Consider the following 12,283-nt stretch of genomic DNA (forward strand, 5'->3'; position numbering starts at 1 on the left):
TGTTCACTGATTACATGACAATAAAGTCGGCATGCAGCGCGCCGGCTGCTTCGATCGTCTTGAGTATGTCGATGAGGTCGCCCGGTGTGATCCCCAAGGCGTTGAGCCCTGTTACGACGTCCGCCAAAGTTGTGCTGGTCGGAACTTCCGCCAATGAAACGGCGGGAGTGTTTTCGATCTGTGCAGTGGTTCTTGGCACCACCACAGATTGACCTTCCGAAAAGGGATCCGGCTGCACAACCAACGGCTGTTCCTGCACGGTAAGTGTCAGGTTGCCTTTTGCAATTGCGACACGGGAAACACGTACATTTTCGCTGATAACAACAGTGCCTGACCGCTGGTCCACCACGACCCTTGCAACCGTATCCGGCTGGATCTGGAGGTTTTCGATACGTGCCACGAAATGTGCCGGTGACACGACTTCCGCGCGGGCAATGTCTACCAACACCGTTCCCGAATCCATCATTCGTGCGCTTTGACGCCCGACAAGTGAATTGATGGCGCGCTCGATCCGAGATGCCGTTGAAAAATCTGGGGTTTTCAGTGCAATATTCAAGGTTTCCAGGGCGCTTAAGTCAAAGTCCACTTCGCGTTCGACATAGGCGCCCGACGGGATACTGCCCGAGGTTGGAACGCCTTGCACGGATTTTGCCGCCTCGCCTTCCGCAACAGCGCCTCCGGCCAGTATCGACCCCTGAGCAACGGCATAGATCTCTCCGTCTGCGGCGTTGAGCGGCGTCATGACCAGGGTGCCGCCCCGCAGACTGCTGGCGTCGCCTATGGCGGACACCGTAACATCGATCCGGCTTCCTGCCCGTGCAAATTCCGGGAGTTTGCTGGTCACGATGACAGCCGCTACATTTTTTGCGCGAAACTGTTCGCCAGTTACATTGACGCCAAGACGCTCGAGAATGTTGGACATCATGTCTTCGGTAAACGGAGAGTTCCGCAAACCGTCGCCGGTTCCGTTCAAGCCAACAACCAGGCCATATCCGACCAGGTCATTGCCACGTACACCTTCGAAATATGCGAGATCCTTTAGACGGACACCTTGTGCTGCTGCCTCAATGTCGAATATACACATCAAGCTTAGTGCAAGGAGTAGGTATTTCATCTCAGGTACTCGGCCAGGCTGGTTCGATTTTGGCGGGCGGCAATGCGATATAAAACGTCCAAATTCTGTTGGACGGCTTCAAATTCAGTTGCGCTTTCATACTGATCGATACCGATTAAAGAGTTTTTATCTAATGAAAGCTGATGCAGCTTACTTTCTATTCCCGTCGCTTTCGTAGAAAAAAGTTCCTCTTTTGCACCAATATCGGCGCGGAGTGCGATGATATCATCCTTCGAGGCTATCAGTTCAGAACGCGCTGTTTCGATTACGTCCTGACGATCTGAGGCCGAAAGTGAGGTTGAATCATCTTGTGCAAATCTGGCCAACGCCGCTGCTTTTAAAATATCGCGTATCGCCTTATCATCTGCACGCAGGTCGAATGAAACAGTTGCCTCATCCCCGATCGGAAATCTGAGGTGACCGCTTGTGGCTCCTTGATATGCAATGGTTTCAAATCCACCTCCTGTATCGAACCAGGCGTCTATGCTGTTGATGAGATCAGATGACGAGGTTGCGCCTGCAATGGCAGCTTCGATCTCCAAAAGGATCGTGTCACCATTTATAAGTGGGGCATGCTGAGTGGATGTGCCAGAGAATAGAAAACGCCCGGCAACATGGCTATTAAGAGAATTCACGATATCCTTAAATATGAACGACGCTTGTTTGGAGAGGCTATCGATCGCCTCGGGCGAGGCCTGCTGACTCACCAATGCCAAATCGTTGATCAACCTCTCAGAGTTCTCCTGGATTTCGCCAAGAACCAACTGCTGCGACTGCGCGACAAATGCAGCTTCCGTCAGATTGGTTTTGAATTGCTGAAGCAAGTCCGATTTGCGGTCCAGCAGAGCCAAACCAATTGTTGACCCCCGCAGGTGGGCAGATTTTTCGGCAACAACGCCCGTTGTCATGGATTGGCCGAGCGACTGTGAGCGTGCCTCAAGCATGCTTTGCCGAACAGTCATAAAGGTAAGATTGGACAGTTCTCCAAGTGATAGCACTGTATTTCCCCTAAATCCGAAGCAACTCGGTCAGCATGTCGTCGACGACCTGAACCACCCGCGCATTGGCGGCATATGATTTCTCCAATGCGATGAGCTTTTGAAGTTCCTGATCGGTATTCACGCCCTTATCGAATATTGCTTGTTTTTGCGCAGCAAGCTGCGTTGTCGCGAATTCAAACGTCTCGTTCGATCTCACGCGATTGGTGGCTGTCTGTGAGGCAAATTCTTCCACATGACGGATGAGCGAAGTCGCACTTGTCGCCAAAGCTGGTGAAGACGGCGGGATATCCGCAAGAATGTGCCCGCGCAGGTCAATGAGCAACGCGGATTCGCCTGGTTCACCCTCGGCTGCCGCGTACAATCCGTCGCGCCAGCGCCAGAGTTCATCTGATGACGGTTTTAACGCGACATTCAGATCAATCCGCCCGGCGAGACCGCGTTCATTTGCGGCCAAAAACGCAGCGCCGTCATCGGCAAAGACACCGGCACTTCCGGGAAGAATGGTGGCGTCCGGCCCGCCTGGTCCGAACCGTTCGATCATGTCGCGCGCTATCCCGTCCAGTTTTGTTTGCGCGGCCGGGGAATGGAAGTCCCGGATGTCAAACAGCGCAGACAGACGGCCGCCGGAGAGTGTGGTCATCGTCCGGGTATCCGCAGGCTCTCCGTTGATCAGAAGACCCGAGAGCAATCCGTTTTGAACGCTCATATGAGGCAATATGGTCGGTGTGCGTGCAAAGCCGAATTCCACGGCACGCCCATCAAGCAATGTGCGCCCTTGACCGGAAAACACGGACACCGCGCCGCTTTCGCGTTCGATGACGTGCAGCGGAATAAACTCGGACAATTGATCAAGCACGACATCGCGTTGATCCTGAAGCGCAAGTGTATCCTGTCCGGTATGTCGACCGGACATAATCTGGTTGTTCAAACCCTCCAATTGAGAGAGATGCTGGTTGATCTGACCAACCGCAGCGGCGATGTCCTGATCAGCGGCGGTTCTTCTGGTTTGAACGCCGTCAGATGCAGCCCGAAGGAAAGAGGCCAGTTCATCGGCGGAATAGGCAACAGACCGCAACCGCGTTTGCGAGGACGGATCACTGGCAGCAGACAGAAGCGATGTTTCGAACTGCGTGAGTTTTTGCGACAGCGATGTCAGCGTATCGACGCTGCCGACCGCGTTTTCCAACGCGACTGCGAAGTTTGCAAACGCGTTTTTTTGGGCGTGATCCGAAATCGCAATCCGTTTCTGGTGATTGAGCAAGGGGCTTGAAAAGCGCTGGATGTCTGAGGCCCGGACGCCACCAGACGTCTGGTTGCCATCCGTCGACAGGATCAAATCGCGACGCCCGTAATGTTCGTTCAATGCGTTGGCAATATTGGCCGACAGGACACTTGTTCCCAATGCGTTGGCATTAAGACCACTGACGGCGTTGGACAGGGCTCCGGACAAAGTCATGTCGACCTCCTGAGGGTGGTTTCACGCACCTAGCGTTTGATGTTTGTGGCTTCCTGAAGCATTTCATCCACGGTCTGGATGACCTTCGCATTTGATGAATATGCGCGTTGGGTGCGGATGAGTTCGGTCAGTTCATTGGCAATGTCGGTCGCGGATTCTTCGAGTGCGAAGGACAGAATGTCACCCGTTGATCCGTTCCCCGCATCCCAGAGAAAGAAGCTCCCGCTTTCGGGTGTGGGCATGTAAAGTTGGCTGCCCACCGCCGCCATTCCATTGGGGTTGGGAATATCGACCAAGGGAACCTGGTAGAGCGTTCGCGTTGTGCCGGTGTCGTAGAAGGCATTCACGAGGCCCGTTTCATCAACTTCGACGGATGTGACCTTGCCAACGGGCGCCCCGTCACGGCTGATATTGAAGGGGGCAAAAATGTCGGACAACTGGGACAGGCCCTCGTTCAGGCCCGGACGCCCGATATTGATGTCGATCGGCCCGCTTGGTGCCGTTACCGTCAATATACCTGTGGCAGGATCATACGGGCCGCCGGACACGTCGGTCACGCCAAGCAGTGTTCCACCTAGTGTGCGCGCATCATCAAATTCGAGGTCGTATTGACCAATGATCGTCGCCGGATCACTGCTGTCGGCGATTTCCAATGTCCATTGGTTTGAGGTCCCGGTTCCCGGCACTGTGGGGGTAAAGGTGAATTCCAGCGTTTCCGCGCGACCGAGGTTGTCGTAATACTCGATCGACTGGGTCAAAGGATCGCCCGAAGCCCCGACCTCGGTTTCGGTTGCGGGCAGATTGATACCCAGTTCAATACGCGTCGTCGGCTCCCCGCTGAATTGGTTGACGTTGATCCGGACGGGTTCAAGCGCTTCGCTTGTGGCGCGTGGGTAGTTCGGGATTGTGCCGTCAAGATTGGCAGGCCAGCCCAAAAGCATCTGACCCGATGCCGTTCGCAGATACCCGTTTGAATCGGTTCGGAACGACCCGGTCGTGGTCAAGAACATCTGCGGCGTTTCGGAGCCTGCCAGAACCTCTGTCGCCTGGGCGACGGGAAGGAACCCCCGCCCGCTGACCGCGAGGTCGGTTGAATTGGACGTGGTCGTGATCGCGCTGTTCTGGTCAATATAACGCTGGGTTGTCGTCCGCACCCCGCCCGCAGTGTAGGTTCCGCCGCCTGATGTCACGACCATCGAATGAAAGTTGGCTTCGACCCGTTTGTAGCCCGGTGTCTGGGAGTTGGCGATATTATCGGAAATTGTAGCCAGCCGCGTCGCGTTTGACGCAAGGCCAACAACGCCCGCGCTGAGAGAAGAGGATATCGACATGTATCGCCTTTCTGGTGTGATGGCTTGTTCGCCTTCACAGCTTTAGGGCGGTCGATTTAACGATGACCTAACAGATAAAACTCGAATGATTTCTGTGACGCGCATCAATACCTCAGGTAAATGATCTCGATCCGGTTGTTGCGCACGGACATGAGATTGTCCGCAACCGGTTCCCGGTCACCATATGCCGTTACGCGCCGAACACGGTCTTCGGGAAACCCCAGATCGGTGAGCATGTCCGAAAACCTGAACGCCCGGTCCGATGACATGGCCCATGCCGGGTCTTCCCGCCTGACGACGGCGACCTTGGCAACATGCGCTTCGATCGCAACCTCGTTGTCGATGATCCGACTTGCCTCGCGGACCGCGTAGGCAATGTCGTGAAGCAACGGTGTTGGGGCCGCATCATTGGTGAACAGCGGCGCGTTGACCGTGTCGTGAAATTCAAGAACGAGGCCCTCGTCCGTCACGCGGGTGACCACGTGGCGCAACCATTGGTCCTCTACCATGCTTTCGCCGCCAAGACCCAGAAGGACGTCCGTGACCTCTTTGAAGGCCTTGTCCTCGGCCTCGGTCTGGGCATCCGTTTTGTCGCCCTGGGTCGGGTGCAGCGAACTGGCCCCGACCCCCATGCGCGGCAAAACATCGGCGGCAAAGACACTGTCGCCCATCATCAAACCGTCTGAACCGCTCGACAATCGGCTGATTGGCGCGGTTGGGCTGAAATAATCTGCAATGCCCTTGCGTTGCTTTTCTGTTGTCGCATTTAACAGCCACATCAGCATAAAAAACGCCATCATCGCGGTGACAAAATCGGCATATGCCACCTTCCAGGCACCGCCATGATGCCCGCCTTCAACAACGATCTTCTTACGCTTGATGATAACTGGCGCGACATTTCTGTCGGACGCCATTCCCATACCTTTCCTTACACCCCGGGACATGGCTTAGCAGGGGGACGTAAACCTTGGCTTAACACTTAAAAATCGACATGTTTGCCGAAACTGCGAGGAAACACACCATGCGGATCGACCGGCTGGACCATCTGGTGCTCACCGTTGCGTCCATTGGCGCGACAACGGCGTTTTACACCACGGTTCTGGGCATGCAGAACGTGACGTTTCAAGAGGGGCGTGTTGCGTTGAAATTCGGGGCGCAAAAGATCAACCTGCATCAGGCAGGAGCAGAGTTTGAGCCGAAAGCGGCGCACCCAACGCCCGGCAGTGCGGACCTGTGTTTCATCGCGGAGGGCACCATGTCTGGAGTGCTGGATCACCTGCGAACTTTGGACGTGCCAATCCTTGATGGACCAGTTCCGCGCACCGGGGCAAACGGGCCGATCCAGTCGATTTACCTGCGGGATCCCGATGACAATCTTATTGAAATCTCGGTCTATCCCGATGACGCATAAAACCGCCTGAGCACCAAGGGGGTCAGGTACATCGGGATCTGGTAGCACCCGATGAACACCAGCAACGGTCCGGTCACTTCTGGCGGCAGGGCAATCAGGAACAGCGCGATGTTCCGGTTGCCGGAGATGATCGACAGGGCCGGCACTTCGGGGCGCTGGGTGTGTTTCAGAACTGCAAAGGTGAACAGCTGCAAGCCGAAATTAAGCACCATGACCGCCAACGCCCAGGACAGCAGGATCATCGGCGCGGACCGCAGCAGCGGGCCAATTTCGGACATCAGACCAACCACGATCACCGCAAGGGCCAAGGCGCTGAGCCCATCGAGGTTTGACCGTCCGTTCGTATCTAGATCGCGCCACAGGACATGCCTGACCGCAAATCCGACAGCGGTGGCACCCAGGATCACCGCAATCAGGCGACCCGCCGCTGCTATGACGCCCACGGGATCGGCAAGCGGCAAGGCCCAGAGAACGGGAATGACGGTCACCGGGAACATCGCAGTGCCCAACACCAGGATGCGCATTGCGTAAGACGGATCCTTGCCCACCATAATCAGGAAATTTGGCGCGCCCGTGACCGATGGTGCCGACAACATCAGCACAACCGCCAGAACAAACGGCTGTGACAGAAGCCCCAACAGCGAAAAAACCGCAATGGCGCTAAGCGGGGCGAGCACTTGCAGGACACACACATATGCACCGACCTGCCGGACATCGCGCAGGCTCCCGAACGCGGTTCTTGGTCCGACGCGCAAGGCTGTCAGGAACAGGAGCAGAGCAACCAGTTCCGGCAACCACGGGCGAAGCACGGCCGCAAGACCGGGCAATGCCGCGCCGCCGATCAGCCCCGCAACAAGACAAAACCGTCCGTGGCGGGCCGCAAGGTGCAGGATGTTCATCGGGGATACCGCGCAAAAGGACCGAGGACGGACGGCGTCGACACCCGGTCGGAGGCAGAGGCCAGTGGCATCCATGATGCCGTATCAACCGGGATCTGGGCGGGCCAAGGCATAGCCACGTGTGTGCCGGTCATTGTCGCACGATCCCTTGCCAAACCGCCCTCTCGCGATCCTGCCATTGATGGCACATTATCAAAAAGCCGGGCAAGCGGCCCGACGCTCTGTCCAGGCGTCCGTCGGGCGCGTCAGGTTTGGCGGTAGACTTGAAACGTGGTCAGTTTGGAACAGGTCGTTTCAGGGCGATGGAGGTGCAGATGCGAAACTCTCTGACATTGGTGGTGGCTGCAGGGCTCTGTTTGCACACGGGACCGACGCAGGCCGATATCTTTCATCGTGAGACGATCCCGAATTTCAGGGCCGTTAGTATCGCCTATGATGCCGAGGTCTGCGGCATTTGGGTGGCCAATGAAAGCCGTGAGGTTCTGCTGCTGTCCACCTTTGGCAAAGAACTGCGTCGGCTGGATACCGGAATGACCTCGGTTCGCAGCCTGACCGTTGAAGATGGCGGATTGCTGATCGCCAATGGCTGGGGCGAGTTTCGCAGGCTTGACCGCGAGGGTCGGTCCATCGACCAACCGTTTCGGCTGAGCGAGACGTTGTTTGATACCGAGGGCCTGCACCGGGACGCCGATGGCAGCTTTCTGGTGGTCGAAGACGATCCGTCCCGCCTGCTGCGCATCGCGCCGGATGGTGCAGTGGTGATGGAGTTGTTCGGCGACACGTTTGATCCCCCCATGACCGAACCACAGGGCGTTACCCGCGATCCGTATTCCGGAAATATTCTTGTGGTCGATGACAATGAAGGTCTGAACAGTCTGTTTGAGCTGGCTCCGGACGGGCGCGTGCTGTCGGTGCAACCGCTGTCGGAATACGGGGTCGATGCCGAAGGGGTTGCCCTGCAACCCGAGACCGGAACCCTGTATGTCGGATTTGATGGCGGGCAGGCCCTGGCGATCTTTGACTGGATCCCAAGCGAAATCACCATCGAAACCCCGCTGGAACGTGGCCCGGATTGTGCGTATTCCTGACGGCACCTGCGCGATAAAGGAAGCCAGCATGCCAGAGTTCGTGATCCCCGCCCCGCCAACCGTATCTGTTCCCGTCGTCGGCGGAGGCGCGTTTCCCGTGCGCCGGGTGTATTGCATCGGACGGAACTATGCCGCGCATGCTGTTGAAATGGGGCACGACCCGGACCGCGAGCCGCCGTTTTTCTTTCAGAAAAACCCGGACGACCTGAACCCAACCGGCGTCTTTCCGTATCCCGCGCAAAGCAAGGACGTGCATCACGAAGCCGAAGTTGCGGTGTTTCTCAAATCGGGCGGCACGCAGATCGCGATCGAAGACGCGATGGCGCATGTCTACGGGTATGCGCTTTGCCTTGATATGACGCGCCGCGATCTTCAGGGCATCGCCAAGAAGATGGGGCGTCCGTGGGAAATCGGCAAAGCGTTTCACGCATCGGCCCCGGTTGGCCCGGTGCATCCGGCAGAGTCCGTCGGACCCATGGATCACGGGCGCATTTCGCTTAAGGTGAATGGCACCGTCAAACAGGACGGGGATCTGAACCAGATGATCTGGAAAGTGCCAGAGATGATTTCCTACCTGTCAGACTACTACGTCCTTGCGCCGGGTGACGTGATCCTGTCCGGCACACCTGCTGGCGTGGGACCTGTTGTCCCGGGGGATACGCTTGAGATCAGCGTCGATGGGCTTGGCTCCATGACGGTGTCGGTCACTTAAGTCGCGGCCTCTGCGAAGGTGCTTTTGGTAAAACGCACGTTCCAGATCAACAGCCCCACAACCGCCGCCGCGCCCGCAAGGTTGGCCACCAAGAACGCGGGCCACAAACAGGCCAGACCCGCTGCAAAGCACAGCACGCGCATGATCAGGCCAAAGGGTTTTTCCATGCACCCCTGCAACGCCGCCGACAGCCCGTAAACGCCGATCACAGCAAAGCAGAAAATCTGGATCATCGCGGGCCAATCGCCGGACAGGAAGGGCGTGTAGGCAAACAACACCGGCACGATATAAAGACCTTTGGCCAGCTTCCAACTCGCAACCCCGGTTGCCATGGCCGGGGCCTTTGCAATCGCGGCCGCCGTGAACGCCGCGAGGGCGACAGGTGGTGTGACATTGCTGTCCTGAGACAGCCAGAAAATGATCATATGCGCCGACAGCAGCGCGCTCATCGCCACAGGCTGCGGCACCACAAGGTCGCGCAACGGGGCGGCGATCTCTAACGGCAGGGTCTGGATGACGCTGGCGGCTTCCGCCCAGGTCAATTCCCGACTGAGAAGTTCGGCCTGTTCCGGAACACCAAACAGCAGGACCGCCTTTGCGGCCTCGGGCAAGGTTCCCGCCGCCAGTTCCGCGATCACGAACTGGTCGCTGATCATGCCCGACAGCGCAGGTGCGGACAGCGTGGCCAGAACGATGTACGCCGCCGTCACCGGTAACCCCATCCCCAGAATGAGGCTCGCCAAAGCAATCAGCACCAGAGCAATCAGAATGTTGCCCCCCGCCCAGCTTGAGATCATGAGGCTGAAGGTGTTGCCAATCCCGGCGGTGGCAATCACGTTCACGATCAATCCAACCGAGCACAACAGCACCGCCGTAAGCACCATGCCTTTCGTGCCCATCACGAAGGCTTCGAACACTGCTTTCGGCCCCATCCGGTTCTTGGTCAGCCAGCTTGAGGCGATCACCGCAAGGATGCCAAAGACGGCGGCATATGTCGGTGTGAACCCGGCGACCAGCATGCCAATCAAGGTGGCAATGGGAATGCAGAAACTCGCGCCCCCTTCCTTGAAGGCCGACGCCATGGTCTGCCCTTCATCCGCCATCGGAGGCAGGTTGTGCCGCCGTGCTTCGATCCGCACAAAAAACGCCACGGACAGGAAGTACAACAGCGCGGGCAGGGCCGCGACAGCGACGATTTTCTCGTATGGAATCTGAGTGAAGCTGGCCATCACGAAAGCCCCGGCCCCCATGATCGGTGGCATCAGCTGACCGCCCGTCGATGCCGCCGCCTCCACACCGCCTGCAAATTTGGGCTGGAACCCCGCCCGCTTCATCAGCGGGATGGTGATCACGCCGGTAGAGGCCGTGTTGGCAACAGCAGACCCCGAAATCGTGCCCGTCAAACCCGACGCGATGACCGCAACGATCCCCGGTCCGCCCACCATCTTTCCGGCCACCGCGCGCGCCATGTTGATCACGAACTCACCCGCGCCCGAGCGCAGCAGGAAGGCGCCGAAGATAATGAACAGAAAGACGTAGGTGGACGAAATCCGCGCGATTGTGCCGAACATCGCGTCGTCGCCATAGATCGACCGGAACGCCACGGTTTCGATGCTCAGGCCCGGAAAGGCAAAAACACCACTGACGAATTTGCCCCAGAACGCAACATAGCTGAGCGCCAGAAGGATCAGGATGGGAATGATCAATCCCGCGACCCGGCGGGTCAGTTCGACCGCACCGAATACACAGATCGCCGTTGCGATCCAATCAAGCGGCGCAAGTTTGACCCCCCGGTCGTAAATCGCATTTTCCGCAAATGTCAGCCAGACGGCAGAAGCCGCGACCGCAAGACCAAGCACCAGATCAAGCGCGATCGGTGCCGTCTTGCCCGAGCCTGTGCGCCACATCGGGTACAGAATGGCCGCCAACGCCGCAAATCCGGCAAAGTGAAACGCGTTACGCTGAAATTCCGACAGAACCGGATCGAAAGCCACATAGATATGACCGACTGCGATCAGGAAGCAGACAATCGACAAAATCGTGTCGGCCACACCTTTGAAAGACCTCAGGCGGCCTGCATCATCGTCTTCTTCAATATTTGACATGGTCCCACCCGAACGTCAGAGCACCAGCCCGGGACACCCCCGGACCGGCGGTTTCAAGGAGTTGGTTACTGAGCGATCAAACGCTCAGGGACGTCCAGACCAACTTCCTGGTAGTACTTCAGAGCACCGGGGTGCAGCGGCAACGGCAGACCCGCAATCGCGCGTTCAATGGCCATTGCCTTGGTGGCTGGATGGATCGCCTGCAGGAAGGGCAGGTTTTCGTACATCGCCTTGGTGATCTGGTAGACGTGATCCTCCGGCAGGTCCGCGCTGGTTGCGAGGAAGTTCGGCTGTGCGATCGTCTGCACATCCGCATCCTGACCCGGATAGGTGCCCGCCGCGATGGTGTACGGTGTCCAGAGACCCCGGTCGCCGTCGGCCTGTGCGATCTGTTCCTCGGTAAAGCTCAGCAAGGTGACGCTGTCCCCAGCCGACGCCATCAACTGGCTGACCGCCCCAACCGGGACGCCAGCCGGTGTACCGATGCCTTTGACCTGACCGTTCTGCAACGCCTCGGCCGATGGGCCATATCCGCCAAAGACCAGTTCGTAATCATTCTCGATATCAATCCCGAAGCCGGACAGGATTGTTGCATTCGACCCGATTGTCCCGGAATTCTGACGGCCCAAGGCCATGGCTTCACCTTTCAGGCCAACCATGTCCGAGATTGTCCCGGTTTCGGCAGCGTCTGCGGCAATGATGAAGTGCTCAACGTTCTGCCACAGCATTGAGACGGACCGCAGGTTTTCCTGTGGGCCAACCTCTGCCAGCGGGCCCGTCCCGGATGCGGCGTAGTAGCCGTAAAGGCCCTGCATGATCCCGAACTGCGCTTCGCCTTCGCGGATCAGGCGCACGTTTTCACCCGACCCGGCGGAGCTGATCGCGGCCATGCCGATCTTTTGTTTTGGCTCAAGCTTTACCTTGACGAGCGTGGCAAGCGCAACGCCGACCGGGTAATAGGTCCCGCCGGTGGATGCTGTTGCCAGCACGTAGTTCGCACCTTCGTCCTGTGCCTGTACGGCCGCCCCCGACAACGCGAGTGTCGCCGCAAGCGCGGCGGTTTTGAAATGTTTCATGATGTCCTCCCACTAGTGCACTGTTTCAGCGCTAGAAGAAGGATAGCTTGCAAAGGCACGTTTTGATACGAAGCAATCCGCAGGCTGGGC

Annotated in this window: 11 protein-coding genes; 3 read left to right on the top strand and 8 right to left on the bottom strand. The window is 57.8% G+C overall.

Features of this window, described 5'->3' with window-relative positions; genetic code table 11:
- Positions 1-10: 10 nt before the first annotated feature.
- From MWU54_RS16810 to MWU54_RS16830, 5 genes are all read right to left on the bottom strand, one after another.
- Complete coding sequence (locus tag MWU54_RS16810) at positions 11-1,114, bottom strand: flagellar basal body P-ring protein FlgI (protein WP_247086065.1); 1,104 nt, start codon at positions 1,112-1,114, stop codon at positions 11-13.
- Complete coding sequence (locus MWU54_RS16815) at positions 1,111-2,112, bottom strand: hypothetical protein (protein WP_247086067.1); 1,002 nt, start codon at positions 2,110-2,112, stop codon at positions 1,111-1,113. The genes MWU54_RS16810 and MWU54_RS16815 overlap by 4 nt, the downstream gene beginning before the upstream one ends.
- Before the next feature lie 10 nt (positions 2,113-2,122).
- A complete protein-coding gene (gene flgK / locus MWU54_RS16820) occupies positions 2,123-3,571 on the bottom strand; it encodes a flagellar hook-associated protein FlgK (RefSeq protein ID WP_247086069.1) in 1,449 nt (482 codons plus the stop codon).
- A gap of 29 nt (positions 3,572-3,600) precedes the next feature.
- Entirely contained in the window at positions 3,601-4,902 is a 1,302-nt protein-coding gene (locus MWU54_RS16825; RefSeq protein ID WP_247086071.1) for a flagellar hook protein FlgE, read from the bottom strand.
- 104 nt (positions 4,903-5,006) lie between these two features.
- Positions 5,007-5,816, bottom strand: coding sequence for a flagellar motor protein MotB (locus MWU54_RS16830; RefSeq protein ID WP_247086073.1), 810 nt, complete (start codon positions 5,814-5,816; stop codon positions 5,007-5,009).
- A 107-nt stretch (positions 5,817-5,923) separates the two neighbouring features.
- Here MWU54_RS16830 and MWU54_RS16835 point away from each other — a divergent pair, with 107 nt between their 5' ends.
- Positions 5,924-6,313 (top strand): VOC family protein, encoded by a 390-nt coding sequence (locus tag MWU54_RS16835; protein WP_247086075.1) that lies wholly within the window; start codon positions 5,924-5,926, stop codon positions 6,311-6,313.
- Here MWU54_RS16835 and MWU54_RS16840 read toward each other — a convergent pair.
- Positions 6,295-7,212, bottom strand: a complete 918-nt coding sequence (locus MWU54_RS16840) for a hypothetical protein (RefSeq protein ID WP_247086077.1) — start codon at positions 7,210-7,212, stop codon at positions 6,295-6,297. The genes MWU54_RS16835 and MWU54_RS16840 overlap by 19 nt on opposite strands.
- A 314-nt stretch (positions 7,213-7,526) precedes the next feature.
- Between MWU54_RS16840 and MWU54_RS16845 the strand changes: the two genes are divergently transcribed.
- Positions 7,527-8,300 (top strand): hypothetical protein, encoded by a 774-nt coding sequence (locus MWU54_RS16845; RefSeq protein ID WP_247086079.1) that lies wholly within the window; start codon positions 7,527-7,529, stop codon positions 8,298-8,300.
- A gap of 28 nt (positions 8,301-8,328) precedes the next feature.
- Positions 8,329-9,012, top strand: a complete 684-nt coding sequence (locus tag MWU54_RS16850; protein ID WP_247086081.1) for a fumarylacetoacetate hydrolase family protein — start codon at positions 8,329-8,331, stop codon at positions 9,010-9,012.
- Here MWU54_RS16850 and MWU54_RS16855 read toward each other — a convergent pair.
- A complete protein-coding gene (locus MWU54_RS16855) occupies positions 9,009-11,117 on the bottom strand; it encodes a TRAP transporter fused permease subunit (protein ID WP_247086083.1) in 2,109 nt (702 codons plus the stop codon). The two genes, MWU54_RS16850 and MWU54_RS16855, sit on opposite strands and share 4 nt — an antisense overlap.
- A 65-nt stretch (positions 11,118-11,182) precedes the next feature.
- Positions 11,183-12,193: a TAXI family TRAP transporter solute-binding subunit gene (locus MWU54_RS16860; protein WP_247086085.1), complete on the bottom strand. Its 1,011-nt coding sequence runs from the start codon at positions 12,191-12,193 to the stop codon at positions 11,183-11,185.
- Between the last annotated feature and the right edge of the window lie 90 nt (positions 12,194-12,283).

The organism is Marivita sp. S6314 (genome assembly GCF_023015985.1).
In the GTDB taxonomy this organism is placed as follows: Bacteria; Pseudomonadota; Alphaproteobacteria; order Rhodobacterales; family Rhodobacteraceae; genus Marivita.

Coding starts and splice junctions, on each gene's coding strand:
- MWU54_RS16810 (WP_247086065.1), bottom strand. CDS start 1,114: ATGAAATACCTACTCCTTGCACTAAGCTTGATGTGTATATTCGACATT.
- flgK (WP_247086069.1), bottom strand. CDS start 3,571: ATGACTTTGTCCGGAGCCCTGTCCAACGCCGTCAGTGGTCTTAATGCC.
- MWU54_RS16825 (WP_247086071.1), bottom strand. CDS start 4,902: ATGTCGATATCCTCTTCTCTCAGCGCGGGCGTTGTTGGCCTTGCGTCA.
- MWU54_RS16830 (WP_247086073.1), bottom strand. CDS start 5,816: ATGGCGTCCGACAGAAATGTCGCGCCAGTTATCATCAAGCGTAAGAAG.
- MWU54_RS16835 (WP_247086075.1), top strand. CDS start 5,924: ATGCGGATCGACCGGCTGGACCATCTGGTGCTCACCGTTGCGTCCATT.
- MWU54_RS16840 (WP_247086077.1), bottom strand. CDS start 7,212: ATGAACATCCTGCACCTTGCGGCCCGCCACGGACGGTTTTGTCTTGTT.
- MWU54_RS16845 (WP_247086079.1), top strand. CDS start 7,527: ATGCGAAACTCTCTGACATTGGTGGTGGCTGCAGGGCTCTGTTTGCAC.
- MWU54_RS16850 (WP_247086081.1), top strand. CDS start 8,329: ATGCCAGAGTTCGTGATCCCCGCCCCGCCAACCGTATCTGTTCCCGTC.
- MWU54_RS16855 (WP_247086083.1), bottom strand. CDS start 11,117: ATGTCAAATATTGAAGAAGACGATGATGCAGGCCGCCTGAGGTCTTTC.
- MWU54_RS16860 (WP_247086085.1), bottom strand. CDS start 12,193: ATGAAACATTTCAAAACCGCCGCGCTTGCGGCGACACTCGCGTTGTCG.